The organism is Citrobacter sp. Igbk 16 (assembly GCF_028069755.1).
In the GTDB taxonomy this organism is placed as follows: Bacteria; Pseudomonadota; Gammaproteobacteria; order Enterobacterales; family Enterobacteriaceae; genus Citrobacter.
In genome coordinates this window covers 70,053-86,141 of sequence record NZ_JANEWJ010000008.1, presented here as the reverse complement: position 1 = coordinate 86,141, position 16,089 = coordinate 70,053, and the positions used below count along the sequence as shown (strand labels likewise).

The window sequence follows — 16,089 nt, the reverse complement described above, 5'->3', positions numbered from 1 at the left end:
ATCACCTTTTCTCTAAGTAAAATTCATGAGATCAACTGGCGTACGTCTAATACTTATTCTAGGGTTAAATCATGTCTTCTTGTGTCACATTATTGTTTTTTTAAAGCAAAAAATGTGGTTATTTGAAAAAGGTGAAGGATATGGCTCTAGTCTTCGACAAACGCTTAATTCTTTTTTGCTGCGCCTTTTCCATTATTCCGGCGGCAAATGCAGCGTCCACCAACGGGACATTTCAGGTACTGATGACGATCCAAAAAGCGTGTACCGTCACTGCGGGGTCGGCTTCAAATATTACTCTCGGTCCCGTGAATACCACAGCGACAAATACCAGCGCAAGCAACACAATTTCAATTAATTGCTCAAAAACCACCCCCTACTTTATTGGCCTGGCACCTTCAACGGCCAACGGCGGGACACCCACGGGGTCCGGCGCCATGTCCTCTGTCGCAAATGCAGCAAACAATACCGATAAAGTGCCTTACCAACTGAACCAAACATCAGCAACAGGACCGGTCTGGGGGAATACGGCCACCACCACCACGGTAGGAAATGGTGTTGCATCTCAGGGAACAGGGCTTCAGCAGAGTTTTACCGTTTATGCCACCGCGCCAAGCGCGAACTTCACACCTGACGACTATGCCGACACCGTAACGGTAAACGTTAACTACTAAATTCAGGAACACCGATGACAGTAAAACTGCCTGTACCGCAGTATGCCTGCGCATGCCTGTTAGGCGCGGCTGTGAGCGTAAATCCGGCGACAGCCAGCGGATTGCAGGTTGCCCCAGTCACATTAACGCTGCAAGCATCGCAAAATGCCGATGGGATCTGGCTAAGCAATGCCGGAGAAAACGTGCTGAATGCCCAGGTTCGGGTCTTTCGCTGGAGCCAAAGCGCTTACGGCGACAAGCTGTCTCCCTCTCAGGGACTGGTTATCAGCCCGCCGATGCTGGCGCTAGCCCCTGGTGAACGCCAGTTGATTCGTGTTATTCGCACCGGCCCACCCTCGGCACATACTGAAGATGCCTATCGGTTATCCATTGACGAATTACCGCCAGCAAAATTACAAAAAAATAAACTTCAGTTTGTGCTGCATTATTCCATACCTGTTTTTATTCAACCAACGGCACAGGCTGAAACCCAGGCAAAATTGCAATGGAAATTACAGCAACTTGACGGCAAAAAATTTCTTGAAGTCAGTAATCAGGGAAATGGTCATGCGCAATTATCAGCGGCAACCTTTATAAACCATAATGGCGCGAAAAAGGTCATTACGCCGGGACTATTAGGCTACGTTCTTCCGGGCTCAACAATGCGGTGGATATTATCCCCGTCCGCCAGTGATACTCATTATGGCGGTAAAGTTGAAGTAACAATTAATGGCCAAAAAACAGTACAAGATCTCTAAGAGATCCTGGCTTCTGGTAAAATGTTGCTTACTCAATGGAGCATTATTATCTGGAATGGTTTCAGCTTACGCGGACAATAATAACCAGACAAACAGTGGAATTATTGGTGACGCAACACCTCTTGCGGGCATCGATTTATATCTCGACGTGACCCTGAATGGAAACCCTGTCGGATTGGTTCATTTTGGCTATCAGAATGAAAAACTCTATGCTGGCGCAAATACCCTACGACAATTGGGTTTTCGCTTACCGCAAAATACAGCTGCAACCGTCGGTCTGAACGATATTGCCCAACTGAGCATTGACTACAACGTCGAACAACAAACTCTGGCACTCACTATGCCGCTCAGTTCCCTTGATCTTGTCACCACACAGGTGGACCCGACCGGAGAGGCGACACCAATAGCATCAAACTCACGTGGGGCATTACTTAATTACGATGTCTATGCTCAGCAGGGAGATGAAAGCAGCGCCAACACATTTAGCGAGTTGCGCGCGTTTAATGGCTTAGGGGTGTTCAGCACAACCCAACTGACGCAATATTCCACCGCGCCCAACGCAGATAATGCCTTCTACCGTATGGACACCCGTTGGCGCACGTCATTTCCGGATAATATGTTGGCAATAAACGTTGGCGATACCCTGACAAGCTCGCTCACCTGGTCCCGACCGACCCGTATTGGCGGCATCCAGATAGGAACCGATTTTGGTTTACAGCCGTATATGCCAACCACCCCGCTTCCCTCCTATCTTGGTTCTGCCACGCTTCCTTCAAACGTTGAGTTGTACGTCAATGGGGTTAAGTACTACAACGGGGAGGTTCCGGCCGGAAGTTTTCAAATCAACACTATGCCTAATATCAGTGGCGCAGGGACCGGTCAGGTGATGATGACCGACGCGCTGGGCAGAACGACAGTACAAAACTTCTCGTTTTACAACGATCAGCAACTCCTGCGAGAGGGGCTAACAGCCTGGTCAGCGGAATTCGGTGCAGTAAGAGAGAATTACGGTTACGCCTCATTTGATTATGCCAGCGCCCCTGTGTTTAGCGGGACCTGGCGTCGGGGATTCAGTAACACCTTTACTGCAGGCACGCACGCGGAAACCAGCGATGGGCTGATCAACGCAGGTTTCAGCAATGACTGGGTTCCCGGCCCGCGCAGCGGCGCAGTGTCCACCGCATTGGCAGCCAGTACGGACTCAGGGAAAAGCGGATTTTTGTACAGTGTCGGTTACCGTTGGTCAGGTGAACAGTTTAATTTCAGCACCAGCACAACGGCGACGTCGGGTGACTACCGTGATGTCGCAACCCATTATGGTGAGCCGCCGCCCTCGCTGAGCAGCAATACGGTGATAGGTTATGCAATGCCGTCTGCCGGCAACGTCAGCCTGAGCTACCTGCAGTTTCGCTATCCGCACGATAGCGCGGTGCGCTACGCCAACGCCAGTTGGTTCAAATCCGTCACCGATAACGTCTCACTCAATGCCGGCTTTAACCAGAATATTGACGACACCCGCGATCGCAGCGTTTACCTGATGGTGACGGTCACCACCAGCGGTAATCTGAGCGCCAGCAGCACCGTACAACGTACCAATAATGAAACCGGCTACCAGATCAATGCCAGCCAAACACCACCGGGTGACGGCGGCTGGGGATGGAACGTTGCAGCCAGCCAGCAAGCTTCCCGGCAAAGCGGCCAGGGGGAAGTCGGGTATTTGGGCCGTTTCGGAAAAGCCTACACCGGGTTTAGCCGCCTGCCCGACAACCACTACGGTTATGCGGGCGCGACCGGCTCCCTGGTTGCGATGGGGGGAGGTTTGTTCGCGGCTCGGGAAATCAACAATGGTTTTGCCGTCGTATCTACAGACGGCATTCCGGACGTGCCCGTCAAGCTGCAAAATAACCTTGTCGGTCACAGCGACGATCAGGGTCTGCTGCTGGTCACGTCACTCAACAGCTATCAAAACAATCAAATCAGTATTGACCCTATGGATCTACCCGCCAATATGCGGATCGCCCGTGTTGAAGCCAATGCAACACCGGCGGATCGTTCCGGAACCCTGGTCAGTTTTGGTATCACTCCCGTACGCGCCGCACAGGTTACTCTCGTTAACGAACAGGGTAAGGCCATTTCTGAAGGCAGCATGGCATATATCACTAACGGCACCGGCCAGTCATCCGTGGTCGGATTCGATGGTATGGCCTGGTTTGACACCCTGGAACAGCACAACAGATTACGCGTTGACACAGATACCGGTAGCTGTGGCGCACAATTCGATTTTCCCGCCAATGCAAAGGGGATCGTACAGATAGGCCCGCTGGAATGTCGGTCACAATAGCAGGAGTTCATTCATGAGATTAAGACAGTTACTGTTTATCGCTGTACTCCTACTCTGTCCAGGGATAAGCCATGCGGTAACCTGCTCCGTAAGTAACGTCCAACCCATTAGTTTTGGTGCAGTGGACCCGTTGTCATCATCAGGCACAACGACCTCAATGACCTTTACCTGGACTTGTGCAAAAGAAGTGACCGACGTACTGGCGGGGATTAACCTCTGTTTTAATATTGGCGCATCGGCCGTCAGCGGTCAGGTGGCAACACGGAATATGTCGTTAAGCGGAACACCTGCCAGAACGTTAAGCTATCAGCTATATCAGGACGCCGGGCACAGTAAGATCTGGGGGAGTCAGTATCAGAGCGGCACCACGTTTCCCATGGTACAACTTAACTTGCTCAATTTGATCCCAGTGACTGGTTCGCTGACCGTATCCGCTCAGCTCGTCACTCCGCAAACCTCTGCGGTCCCCGGAAGTTATCAGGACAGCTATACGGCAGCCACGGCGCTTATCACCCTCAACCCTGGATTAGTTATTCCGCCTTCCACGTGTGGTGATACCGTTGCCGCCAGACTCCCCTTCACCGTATCAGCCACTGTCAGCAAACAGTGCAATATCACATCGGCCACTAACATTAGTTTTACCCCGGTGAAGGCAACTCAGCGCAATGCGACAGCATCAAATACCATCGGGGTGGCATGCACCAATAACACCCCTTATACCATTGGACTACAACCCTCCAACGGCAATACTGCAGGCAGCGGTGTGATGAGCGGAACGGGGGCTAACAGCGATAAAGTCCCTTATCAACTCAGCTCAACGCCAGGACCTTCCGGTACCGTGTGGGGCAACACCTCGCTCAATACCGTTACAGGCACTGGCACCGGTTCTGCTACGCCGTATTCAGTGTATGCCACCGTTCCCAGCGCGAACTACACGCCCGACAACTATGCGGACACCGTCACCATCTCAGTGACTTACTGACGCGCCGCTAAAATGCAATCAAGAAAACACAAATAATTATCATATTGTTTACTTTTAGAGGTGCATCATAAATCTGACAAATAGTCATTCTCATGCGCCATGCATATTAAATGCCCGAATCGCTATTTGAACGCAAACATTCGCAAAACAAATAGATAATTATTCACTTAACGCTTAATTCACGTGTTTTTTATATGGCTACCTGGAGGCTGGAGGACAGGCCGTTTCTTGAAAAAAATGTTAAATTTAAGTTTATATGGTGAGATCCACTGTATACCACGGCCAAATTAAGAACATATTACTTTTATAACTAAGGTTTATCATGGATAAGTTATCTTACGCTTCAGATAGCAGCACATCTGCCTGGAATACCTACCTGCAACAAATCGAGCGTGTGGCCCCTTACCTGGGCGAACTTTCCCATTGGGTGGATACCCTGCGCCACCCGAAACGCGCGCTAATTGTCGATATTCCGGTGCAGATGGATGACGGCACTATTCGCCATTTCGAAGGATATCGTGTACAGCACAACCTCTCCCGCGGCCCGGGAAAAGGCGGTGTGCGTTATCATCCTGATGTTGATCTTAATGAAGTGATGGCCCTTTCCGCCTGGATGACCATCAAATGTGCCGCACTGAACTTGCCGTACGGCGGTGCCAAAGGTGGCGTTCGCGTCGACCCATTCTCGCTGTCTGAAGGTGAACTGGAGCGTTTGACCCGTCGCTATACCAGCGAAATCGGCATTATCATTGGGCCGCAAAAAGATATTCCTGCGCCAGATGTCGGCACTAACGGCAAAGTGATGGCATGGATGATGGATACCTACTCCATGAATCACGGCACCACCGTAACCAGCGTGGTCACCGGTAAGCCTATCCACCTTGGCGGTTCGTTGGGTCGTGATAAAGCAACGGGTCGTGGCGTATTTGTCAGCGGTCTGGAAGTGGCTCGTCGTGCCAACATCGACGTCGAAGGCGCACGCGTAGCGGTACAAGGCTTTGGTAATGTCGGCAGTGAAGCGGCTCGCCTGTTCGCCAGTGCTGGCGCACGCGTCGTTGCCATTCAGGATCACACTGCCACCCTGTTTAACACCACCGGGATCGACATGACCGCGTTGACCGCCTGGCAGTTGGAGCACAAACAGATTGCCGGTTTCCCGGGGGCGGAAACGATCGCCAGCGAAGCCTTCTGGAGCGTGGAGATGGATATCCTGATCCCTGCCGCGCTGGAAGGACAGATTACCCGTCAGCGTGCAGAAATACTGACCTGCAAACTGGTGCTTGAGGGCGCTAACGGCCCAACTTACCCGGATGCCGATGATATGCTGGCAAGCCGCGGTATCATCGTGGTACCTGACGTCGTATGTAACGCAGGCGGCGTCACCGTCAGCTACTTCGAATGGGTTCAGGACATGGCCAGCTTCTTCTGGAGCGAAGAAGAGATCAACAATCGCATGGATAAAATCATGACCGATGCGATGGTTCATGTGTGGGAGAAAGCGGCGGAGAAATCCTGCTCATTGCGCACTGCCGCCTATATTGTGGCCTGCGAGCGTATCCTGCTGGCACGTAAAGACCGTGGTATTTATCCGGGATAATACGAAGGCCAATACGCCAACGTTTTTGACCGACGATAAACGCCAGTCGTGAGTTACGCCAATAATGCGGCATTATTTGTGGCATTATTGGCGTGTAGTCGCCTGATTCACCCGCCCCGCTTTCTGCGTTTTACTTACCCAATATCTGCGTATTTTGTTAGCCAATAAACATTAAATTCCGTCGCAGCAACCATAATTTGCGTTAAGAACGCATAGCGATGCATTATTGGCCGCAATGTCTACTACCAATATTACGCCCCGCATATATATTGACGAACTGATTAAAAATCCCGAATAATCGTCGAATTATGGCATTCTGGCTGCAGGGAAAGTTGCCTGACACAGTGCGATTAGATCGGGCCGGGAAAACTCAGCGAATAACCACGTGAGAATATAATGGTCGATCATTCATCTGCTTCTGAGCACAACGATTTTACTCGTTGCCTGTCTCTTTTCGACAGCGCATTTCCACAAATCTTATCCCTGCTGGGTATGCCAGTCCCCACGCAGCTCTCGCCTGATACGTTTTATTATTCACTTGATAAAGCCCGAGAGAAATTGGGCAACTGGAACAGTGTAGCGGCTCGATTTAACTATAACGAGCAGGAAATGGCGAGCTTTCTTGCGGCACTTAGAACCTTGAAAAAATGGCTCGTCAGAAATACAGATGGCCAGCCCGCGGACAGAAATCTGACCATTGCCGCGTTGCGTCTTTTGTGGCAGCTCGAATATTTGCGAGAAAAACAACCTCAATTAACTTATTCAACGACGCTGCATAACGAAGGCGAAGAAAAGCAGTTACGTAGTTTGCAGCAGGTACGGGCATTAGAGTTGACCATTCGTAGTTTAATTAATGAAGCGTACAATAACCAACAAGCCCTACTTGAGCACCTAAACAAATTATTTGGTCAGGAACGTGTGAAAAAATGGCTGAACGTTGCCGATCGTGATGACGTATTGAGTGGGACCCTTTTCAGTGAACTCGCCTCACTGTTTATTGATAAAAACGAATATCCCATCCACTATTCTCCGCTTTATCAATATACCCCGTTGCTCAGCTTTGTTAACGATAAACGTACAACACTGAACACCTTTCTTGACGATATTCGCGTAATTCGCAACCGTCTGGCGCATCACAAGCGGGTAACCTCCGTCCAAACAACATTGGTGAATTACTATTACCGAGAAATTACTGAGCCGGTACAGGAGGCCTTCGATGAAGGCCGCGTAAAAGTTAACCCTGATCGCTTTTTTGATGACAGCAATGCTGAGGTTGCTCGCTATTTCGAACGGACCAGCCAAAAGATTGAAGATCTCGGCGGCGACGTTCAGGAAATAAAAGATAATCTGGTGGCTCAGGCTCAAGATCTTGAAGTAATCAAAACGCGTACGGACATCATTCGCAAGTATGTAGTCTGGGTGCTGGGCGGTATCGCCGTCCTTATTGTTGGCTCGGTACTGACTTTTGGAACTTCAACCAAGACGCTGGTGAATACGGAGTCCATCCGTAGCGATCTCGGGGAAGTGGGTAAAACGGTTGCCGGTGCGAAAAAAGAAACCAGTAACGATCCGCGTAAAGAACTGGCGAATATCGGCATTGCCTGGGATGAAAAAAATCTTCGCGCCGCTATCGACCGCGGTGATACCCAGGTTGTCAATTTGTTTCTTGCCGGAGGCATGCGCTGGAAACTGTATTATGTCGAAGCCGCATTACAGGAAGATCGCCAGGAAACGTTGAATGCCCTATTACAATCAGCATCGTTGATGGATGAAAAAAACGGTTGTCTCAGAATGGCCGGTAAATTACGTCAGCATGCGAACCACAACAATGGCACGCTGACTCCCATACAGATTCGTTATTTAAAAACATTCTGTTCTTCTGCCAGGGATGTTCAGGGTATTAAAGCGGAACTGGACAGCGCGCTTAATTTTGAGAAAGCCCAGAAGAAAGCTTACGATGAAGAAATGGCCAAAAATGAACCTGCGGGTCGCTGTGAACGCCGTTTGATGGCCGATAATGCGCGTGACTTACTGGCTGACGCGGCGCAGTTTTCACTGCAAAGACCTACCACCTATTCACTCCACGATGTGTTATTGAAAGAACTGAATACGCGTCTGATGTTCGGCACGCTCAACGGGGCTGAGTTAAAAAGCCTGGTTAAGAACTACTGCGTAAAACAAGAAAACCATGAACCCAATATTGCGATTGACGATAACTGGAGTCGCTCACAACGGGTCATTTATAACGTAGTCAAATAATGAGCGATACACCAACACATTCATCGACAGAGAATTATATGTTCGCATTCAACAATGCATGGCCGCAGTTTACTTTCGAGTTCAATCCGTCGCAGCGTGATGCACCGGCTGGCAGCCTGCTGATCGGATTGGGCGACGGCAATGATACGGAAAGCCATAAGGGTGTCGCACTCAATAACAAAGGATACCGTGCAGGTCACTACCATTCGGTGAGTGAACTGGTGGCAAATGCCGACGATCGTCAATGGACTATATGGCGCAGCAAACTCTCAAGTGTCCAGGGAATACAACGAATCGTTATCGAAGATTTCTCTCTGGATACCTGTTTTACGCTATTGCTGTTTTTGAACCATCTCAATGCCGCTGGTTCGCTGTCGCTATCAACACATCCGTGGCTGGAATACGTCACCGCATGGGAAAGCGGTATTTACCTGGACGGTGATGATACGACGCGTTCTGCCGCGTGCTTGTTATCCGCACTCGCGCATAGCAGCCTGTGCGAGCAATCCCTGGATGATACTGCCGTTGTTCGCCACAACATGTTGGCCTGCCTGCGCCTGTTGAGCGATATGATAATAGCCAACCCAGACCCCACCGCAGGCATTATGCCCATGCACACGCAATGTTATGCAAGTGCGGTCGCAAGTCTGGCGTATGAGCAACAGATTTACCAACACGTTCTCAAGCGTTCGGTGACCTGCCAGCTCCTGCTGGACCTCGGCACAGGCCGGCGGCAAACGGTGGTTGATGCACTGTTTATCACCGAAACGCTCCCTTCCGGGATGCTGAAAATTCTCGCGCGCTGCGATAAAGAACGCAGTTGGACGCACAATGGATTTGGGTTGCTGGCCATTTATCGCCCGCGAGAAGTGGGCACAGGCAATGATATCGTTATTTCGCTCAACCCCATTCAGGGGACGCGCCTTGATGCCCTGTGGTCCGCTCTGGAACAACGTGAAGAGGCGGCATGGCAAGGGTTACGCCCGCACGATACGCCGCGTTTTCTCGAAAGCTATCGCCTGGCCGGAAGCGATAAATTAATCCCTGGAGCACCGAACCAACCCTGGTACGACGATCAAGGCAGAATGACGCTCATTGCGGCACCGAAGCAGCTTGCGCCCGGAGAGCCCGGCTCGAAACTGACCTGGCAACAAGACGTTTTGCCCGCAATCTGGGAAAATTATTTTACCCGTTACCTTGATAACGCCATTGTGCCAATAGCTTTACCCGAACTGGATTGCCGCACAAAGGGTAAATGCATTCGTGTCTATCAGCATCGCATCCCGGAGGGCGGTGATATTACGATAGTGCCGCTGATGCGTATGATCGACACCCCCACCTTCCATGCCTGGCTGGCAGCACAGAGCGATAGCACGCGCGTCGTCCGTAGCCCTGCGGATCTGCCCCCCGCCAGCGAGTACAGTAGCCAGTGGTACAGCAATATTCTGGTCGTCGCTCACCGTCATGGCGTCACATTCTTCTGTCGCGAAGAAGAGGATAAACATCTGGCGATACTGATTAAAGCGGCCATTTCAGTCGCGGATGTCAGCCATGAGTATGAAGATTTTCTGGCGAACTCTGGCCAACAGATTGAACAGTGGCTCAAGGATCTGCTCGAATCGCAGCAAATGCACAACCGAAAGGGAAAAATTCGTCGTCTATCTGACTGGTCCGAAATGATGCTGGAAACCAAGGCCCGGGCGCTAAAAGCCATGAATAAAGGTGCTTTAGTCGGCAACGATGCCCTACATAACCAGCTGAGTGACGATCTCTCGCGGCAGTGGGGATTGTCTGAGCAACGCCAGGAGCTCATGGCGCAGATAGAGCAATTGGATCAGCTCATGCGCCAGGCGATTAGTCAGCGTCAGGAAAAACGTCAACGTATTTACGGCGCCCTGTTTTCCGCTTTAGCACTCGGCGCGGCGGCTAACCATATTTGGGAACCGATTAAAGAGATAAAAACGACAAACCTTTATGAATGGCAACTCATGCTATTCAAAGAGCAGCCAGCCCCGGCAATCGACACGTTACAGGCGATTGCTGCAGATGCCGCACGATATGAAGTCTATACCCTGGCTATTCTGCTCATTTTTGGTTTCATTGGTTTTATCTTGTTCTGGTTTTTCGATTTTAATGGCAAGGAAGAGTAAGAAATAACGTTTTATTCACGATGCCGTCAGCATAAACCTTGCCGCATCTCTCACTTCCGCTGTTTTATGCACCAATACGTTTCAATACGGAACATTACCAGATGCTAATGTTCCGTATTGAAACGCCAATCACATCAATTTTCTTTTGACTACCCGTGTGCAAAATTACCTTATCGGCAGCGAGAGGTCGCCGTGGCGTTGTACAAACCGATACCCTACATCAGATGTCTGCCTGATATGTGCAGCCATCTCAGGACTGTCTGCGGAGCATAAACAATGAAAAAATTGATCAACCGTGTTGAAGACGTACTGAACGAACAACTCGCCGGGCTGGCAAAAGCCTACCCCTCTCTGGCACTGCATCAGGACCCGGTGTACGTTACTCGCGCGGATGCGCCAGTGATGGGCAAAGTGGCGCTGCTTTCCGGTGGTGGTAGCGGCCATGAGCCAATGCACTGCGGCTACATTGGCCAGGGTATGCTTTCTGGTGCCTGTCCGGGTGAAATTTTCACCTCGCCAACGCCGGATAAAATGTTTGAATGTGCCATGCAAATTGACGGCGGCGAAGGCGTACTGCTGATAATCAAAAATTACACCGGCGACATTCTTAACTTCGAAACGGCAACCGAGTTGTTGCATGAAAGCGGCGTCAAAGTCACCACGATGGTCGTGGATGATGATGTGGCGGTGAAAGACAGTCTGTACACCGCCGGTCGTCGCGGTGTGGCAAATACGGTATTGATTGAAAAACTGGTCGGTGCGGCCGCAGAACGTGGAGACTCACTGGATGCCTGCGCAGCGCTGGGACGCCAGTTGAACAACCAGGGTCATTCCATCGGGATTGCCATTGGCGCCTGTACCGTGCCGGCGGCCGGTCAACCGTCATTCACCCTACAGGACAACGAAATGGAGTTTGGCGTCGGTATCCACGGCGAACCCGGCATTGACCGCCGTCCATTCTCTTCGCTTGATCAAACGGTGGATGAAATGTTTGACACCCTGCTGGAAAACGGCCACTACAGTCGTACGCTGCGTCACTGGGATCACCTTCAGGGCGCCTGGCAGGAAGGGAAAGAAAGCAAACGCGCGCTACAGAGCGGCGATCGCGTGATTGCGCTGGTCAATAATCTCGGTGCGACACCGCTGTCTGAACTCTTCGGCGTGTATAACCGCCTTGAAAGCCGTTGTCAGGATGCCGGTATTGTCATCGAGCGTAACCTGATTGGCTCTTACTGCACCTCTCTGGATATGACCGGTTTCTCAATCACCCTGCTACAAGTGGATGACGAAACGCTGAGCTTATGGGATGCACCGGTTCACACCCCTGCACTCAACTGGGGTAAATAAGGAGATTCATGATGTCCCTCACCAGAACACAAATTGTTAACTGGCTCTATCGCTGCGGCGAAATATTCACCACCGAAAGCGATTTTCTTACCGGCCTTGACCGGGAAATCGGCGATGCCGACCACGGTCTGAATATGCACCGCGGCTTCAGTAAAGTGGTCGAAAAGCTCCCGTCCATTGCGGATAAAGACATCGGCTTTATTTTGAAAAATACCGGGATGGTACTGCTCTCAAGCGTCGGTGGTGCCAGTGGCCCGCTGTTCGGCACCTTTTTCATCCGCGCGGCGCAGGTCACTCAGGCCCATCAAAGCCTGACGGTTGACGAGTTGTATCAGATGATGCGTGATGGCGCGGAAGGGGTCATTAGCCGCGGAAAAGCCGAACCGGGTGACAAAACTATGTGCGACGTTTGGGTACCCGTCGTCGAATCTTTGCGCCAGTCCAGCGAACAAAAGCTGAGCGTACAGGCCGCACTGGAGGAGGCAAGCGCCCAGGCAGAAACTGCGGCGCAAAGTACCATCACGATGCAGGCGCGCAAAGGCCGCGCCAGTTACCTTGGTGAGCGCAGCATTGGGCATCAGGACCCCGGCGCAACGTCCGTTATGTTTATGATGCAAATGTTGGCGCAGGCTTCCAGAGAGTAAGGATAAAACGATGGTAAACCTGGTTATTGTGTCTCACAGCGCCCAACTGGGCGAAGGCGTCGGTGCATTAGCCCGACAGATGTTAATGGGTGATGGTTGTAAACTCGCTATTGCCGCAGGCATTGACGATCCTGAGAACCCCATTGGCACCGACCCCATCAAAGTGATGGAGGCCATTGAGTCAGTGGCAGACACGGATCACGTGCTGGTGATGATGGATATTGGCAGCGCGTTACTGAGTGCAGAAACCGCGTTGGATCTGCTCGACCCGACAATCGCCACCAAGGTGCGTCTATGCGCAGCCCCGCTGGTTGAAGGTACGCTGGCGGCAACCGTCAGTGCTGCGGCGGGCGCTGATATCGATCGGGTCATCAATGATGCCATGAATGCCCTCGACGCCAAGCGTGAGCAACTGGGTTTACCTTCGTCGTCTGTCGCGAAGACCGCACCAACTGAATTGTCACCCGACGCTGATGCCCATTCGATTGCCGTGACCGTAAAAAATCCCAACGGTATACATGTTCGCCCGGCATCACGGCTGGTCTCCACATTGTCTGGCTTTAATGCCGACATGTGGCTGGAAAAAAACGGCAAGTGCGTCGTCCCTGACAGCCTGAATCAGATAGCGCTGCTGCAGGTGCGTTGTAATGACACGCTGCGCCTGATTGCCAAAGGTGAACAGGCAGACGCGGCGCTGGCTGCGTTTAAACAACTGGCGGCTGAGAATTTTGGCGAGTCCGTCGAAGAAGCATGCACTGAAAGTATCGCAGTACCGGTGCCTGCACTGGCAACGGGTACGGCCTTTTGCTATACGCCGTTCTCACCGGAAGTCACTCATCGCCCCGCTACGAATGTGCAGGACGAGCAGCAGCGGCTAAAAGCGGCCATTCAACGCACACTCGACGACCTGAGTGATTTAACCGCGCTGGCAGAGGAGAAATATTCCGCTGATATCGCCGCCATTTTCTCTGGTCATCACACGCTGCTCGACGATCCTGAGCTTTTCGATATGGCCTGTGATTTGATGCGCGAAGAACAGTGTAGCGCAGCATATGCCTGGCATAACGTACTGAGCGATCTGAGTCAGCAGTATCTGCAACTCGATGATCCTTATTTACAGGCGCGATACATTGATATTGAGGATTTGCTGTCCCGTACGCTGCAACATTTATCCGGCGAAAGTGCACATATCCCCGCGTTTATTCGACCGACCATCCTGGTCGCCGATGTCATCTATCCGTCTACCGTGCTGCAACTCGACCCGCTCACGATCAAAGGGATCTGTCTGCGAGCCGGTAGTGAAGCCTCCCACCCGGCGATTATCGCCCGCGAGATGGGCTTGTGCTGGGTATGCCAACAAGGCGAAACCCTCGATGCTATCAAGATGGGTGACGCTCTGACTCTGGACGGCATAGCAAATCGGGTGATCCTCGCTGGCTGATACCCACAGCCCACCCTTTATCTGTAAAAGGTGGGCTATTTCACTTCCCCCGACAGGAAATGTCTGTTTATTCGCAAAATGGGGGGCCGATCACGCGCAACGGTCGATCCTGAACTAAGGTTTTCTCATGGTAAATGCCGCAACTTCGGCACGCCGCTAAGGAGATTAACCGATGATAACGCCCGCCATTCGCCACCCAGGCCTGCTCTCAGTGGCGATAAAACTGACGCTCGCAAGCACCTTTTTTGCTCTGGCCTCTTTTACTGCGCACGCTGAGGATTCACCTGCCGCTACGCCTTCTCCTCCTGATATTCTGCTTGGTCCGTTGTTCAATGATGTACAGACAGCAAAGCTATTTCCCGATCAGAAAACCTTTGCCGACGCAGTGCCCAACAGCGATCCGCTGATGATCCTTGCCGATTATCGGATGCAGAAAAATCAGTCCGGCTTTGATTTACGCCATTTTGTGGAAGTGAATTTCACGTTGCCAAAAGAGGGTGAGAAATACGTACCCCCGGCCGGGCAATCACTCCGCGAGCACATTGACGGACTGTGGCCGGTACTCACTCGCTCAACCACCGATGTCGAAAAATGGGACTCTCTGCTGCCGCTACCAGAACCCTATGTAGTGCCGGGTGGGCGTTTTCGTGAGATTTATTACTGGGATAGCTATTTTACCATGCTGGGGCTGGCCGAGAGCGATCGCTGGGACAAGGTCTCTGATATGGTGGCCAACTTCGCTTATGAGATTGATTCGTGGGGGCACATTCCTAACGGCAACCGAAGCTACTACCTGAGTCGTTCGCAGCCGCCGTTCTTTGCCTTTATGGTTGAACTGCTGGCGCAGCATGACGGTAACGACGCGCTGAAAAAATATCTCCCGCAGATGCAAAAAGAATACAGCTACTGGATGGAAGGAAGCGAAGCACTTCAGCCCGGTCAACAGCATAAACGTGTGGTCAAGCTGGCTGATGGCACCCTTTTAAACCGCTACTGGGATGACCGCGATACGCCAAGACCTGAATCCTGGGTTGAAGATATTGCCACCGCGAAAAGCAACCCGAACCGCCCTGCCACTGAAATTTATCGCGACCTGCGCTCAGCCGCCGCATCCGGATGGGACTTTAGTTCGCGCTGGATGGATAACCCCAACCAGCTCAGTACCCTGCGCACCACCAGCATCGTGCCTGTCGACCTCAATGCATTGTTATACAAGATGGAGAAAATGATCGCTCTCGCCAGCAAAGCCGCAGGTGACGATGCCAAAGCAGCGCAGTACGAGGGCTTTGCCAATGCCCGCCAAAAAGGGATTGAAACCTGGTTGTGGAATGACAAAGAAGGCTGGTATGCCGACTATGATCTGAAGAGCCACAAAGTCCGTAATCAGTTAACTGCCGCCGCGCTGTTCCCCTTATTTGTGAATGCGGCAGCGAAAGATCGCGCCAGCAAGGTGGCAGCAGCAACTCAGGCGCATCTGTTGCAACCTGGCGGCCTTGCCACCACGTCGGTGAAAAGCGGCCAGCAGTGGGATGCCCCCAACGGCTGGGCGCCGTTACAGTGGGTCGCTGCATCGGGATTACAGAACTATGGCCAAAATGATGTCGCCATGGATGTCACCTGGCGATTCCTCACCAATGTGCAGCACACCTACGATCGTGAGAAAAAACTGGTTGAGAAGTATGACGTGAGCAGCACAGGAACCGGTGGCGGTGGTGGCGAATACCCGCTACAGGATGGTTTCGGCTGGACCAACGGCGTAACGTTAAAAATGCTCGACCTGATATGTGCGAAAGATAAACCCTGCGACAGCGTACCGGCAACGCGCCCCGCCCCCGCCAGTAACACGCCTTCCGAGGCCAAAAAGCAGACTCAACCGACATCCTAATCTTCTCGGGTGTCTTAAGCGTCCTCTAAATCCGC

General features: G+C 51.8%; 11 protein-coding genes. All 11 read left to right on the top strand.

All coding sequences use genetic code 11. The features are described 5' to 3' along the window. The first annotated feature begins 140 nt into the window (after positions 1-140). On the top strand, positions 141-671 hold the full coding sequence (locus NNO03_RS07880) for a spore coat protein U domain-containing protein (RefSeq protein WP_271441493.1): 531 nt from the start codon (positions 141-143) through the stop codon (positions 669-671). Positions 672-685: 14 nt separating this feature from the next. Beyond that, on the top strand, positions 686-1,408 hold the full coding sequence (locus NNO03_RS07875) for a molecular chaperone (RefSeq protein WP_271449239.1): 723 nt from the start codon (positions 686-688) through the stop codon (positions 1,406-1,408). 55 nt (positions 1,409-1,463) lie between these two features. Continuing rightward, positions 1,464-3,749, top strand: coding sequence for a fimbria/pilus outer membrane usher protein (locus NNO03_RS07870; protein WP_271449238.1), 2,286 nt, complete (start codon positions 1,464-1,466; stop codon positions 3,747-3,749). A 13-nt stretch (positions 3,750-3,762) separates the two neighbouring features. After that, positions 3,763-4,731, top strand: a complete 969-nt coding sequence (locus NNO03_RS07865; protein ID WP_271449237.1) for a spore coat protein U domain-containing protein — start codon at positions 3,763-3,765, stop codon at positions 4,729-4,731. Positions 4,732-5,053: 322 nt separating this feature from the next. Continuing rightward, positions 5,054-6,328, top strand: coding sequence for a Glu/Leu/Phe/Val dehydrogenase (locus tag NNO03_RS07860; protein WP_005122303.1), 1,275 nt, complete (start codon positions 5,054-5,056; stop codon positions 6,326-6,328). A 396-nt stretch (positions 6,329-6,724) separates the two neighbouring features. Further along, positions 6,725-8,587: an STY4199 family HEPN domain-containing protein gene (locus NNO03_RS07855; RefSeq protein WP_271449236.1), complete on the top strand. Its 1,863-nt coding sequence runs from the start codon at positions 6,725-6,727 to the stop codon at positions 8,585-8,587. Between the two features lie 38 nt (positions 8,588-8,625). After that, on the top strand, positions 8,626-10,737 hold the full coding sequence (locus NNO03_RS07850) for a hypothetical protein (protein ID WP_271449235.1): 2,112 nt from the start codon (positions 8,626-8,628) through the stop codon (positions 10,735-10,737). A 276-nt stretch (positions 10,738-11,013) separates the two neighbouring features. Next, positions 11,014-12,084 (top strand): dihydroxyacetone kinase subunit DhaK, encoded by a 1,071-nt coding sequence (gene dhaK, locus NNO03_RS07845; RefSeq protein WP_137381659.1) that lies wholly within the window; start codon positions 11,014-11,016, stop codon positions 12,082-12,084. Positions 12,085-12,095: 11 nt separating this feature from the next. Next, the gene (dhaL, locus tag NNO03_RS07840) at positions 12,096-12,728 is read left to right on the top strand and encodes a dihydroxyacetone kinase subunit DhaL (protein ID WP_271449265.1); all 633 of its coding nucleotides are present in this window, start codon (positions 12,096-12,098) and stop codon (positions 12,726-12,728) included. Positions 12,729-12,738: 10 nt separating this feature from the next. Next, positions 12,739-14,169: a dihydroxyacetone kinase phosphoryl donor subunit DhaM gene (dhaM, locus tag NNO03_RS07835; protein ID WP_271449234.1), complete on the top strand. Its 1,431-nt coding sequence runs from the start codon at positions 12,739-12,741 to the stop codon at positions 14,167-14,169. A gap of 172 nt (positions 14,170-14,341) precedes the next feature. Next, positions 14,342-16,054: an alpha,alpha-trehalase gene (locus tag NNO03_RS07830; RefSeq protein ID WP_271449233.1), complete on the top strand. Its 1,713-nt coding sequence runs from the start codon at positions 14,342-14,344 to the stop codon at positions 16,052-16,054. The last annotated feature ends 35 nt before the right edge of the window (positions 16,055-16,089 follow it).

Coding starts and splice junctions, on each gene's coding strand:
- NNO03_RS07880 (WP_271441493.1), top strand. CDS start 141: ATGGCTCTAGTCTTCGACAAACGCTTAATTCTTTTTTGCTGCGCCTTT.
- NNO03_RS07875 (WP_271449239.1), top strand. CDS start 686: ATGACAGTAAAACTGCCTGTACCGCAGTATGCCTGCGCATGCCTGTTA.
- NNO03_RS07870 (WP_271449238.1), top strand. CDS start 1,464: ATGGTTTCAGCTTACGCGGACAATAATAACCAGACAAACAGTGGAATT.
- NNO03_RS07865 (WP_271449237.1), top strand. CDS start 3,763: ATGAGATTAAGACAGTTACTGTTTATCGCTGTACTCCTACTCTGTCCA.
- NNO03_RS07860 (WP_005122303.1), top strand. CDS start 5,054: ATGGATAAGTTATCTTACGCTTCAGATAGCAGCACATCTGCCTGGAAT.
- NNO03_RS07855 (WP_271449236.1), top strand. CDS start 6,725: ATGGTCGATCATTCATCTGCTTCTGAGCACAACGATTTTACTCGTTGC.
- NNO03_RS07850 (WP_271449235.1), top strand. CDS start 8,626: ATGTTCGCATTCAACAATGCATGGCCGCAGTTTACTTTCGAGTTCAAT.
- dhaK (WP_137381659.1), top strand. CDS start 11,014: ATGAAAAAATTGATCAACCGTGTTGAAGACGTACTGAACGAACAACTC.
- dhaL (WP_271449265.1), top strand. CDS start 12,096: ATGTCCCTCACCAGAACACAAATTGTTAACTGGCTCTATCGCTGCGGC.
- dhaM (WP_271449234.1), top strand. CDS start 12,739: ATGGTAAACCTGGTTATTGTGTCTCACAGCGCCCAACTGGGCGAAGGC.
- NNO03_RS07830 (WP_271449233.1), top strand. CDS start 14,342: ATGATAACGCCCGCCATTCGCCACCCAGGCCTGCTCTCAGTGGCGATA.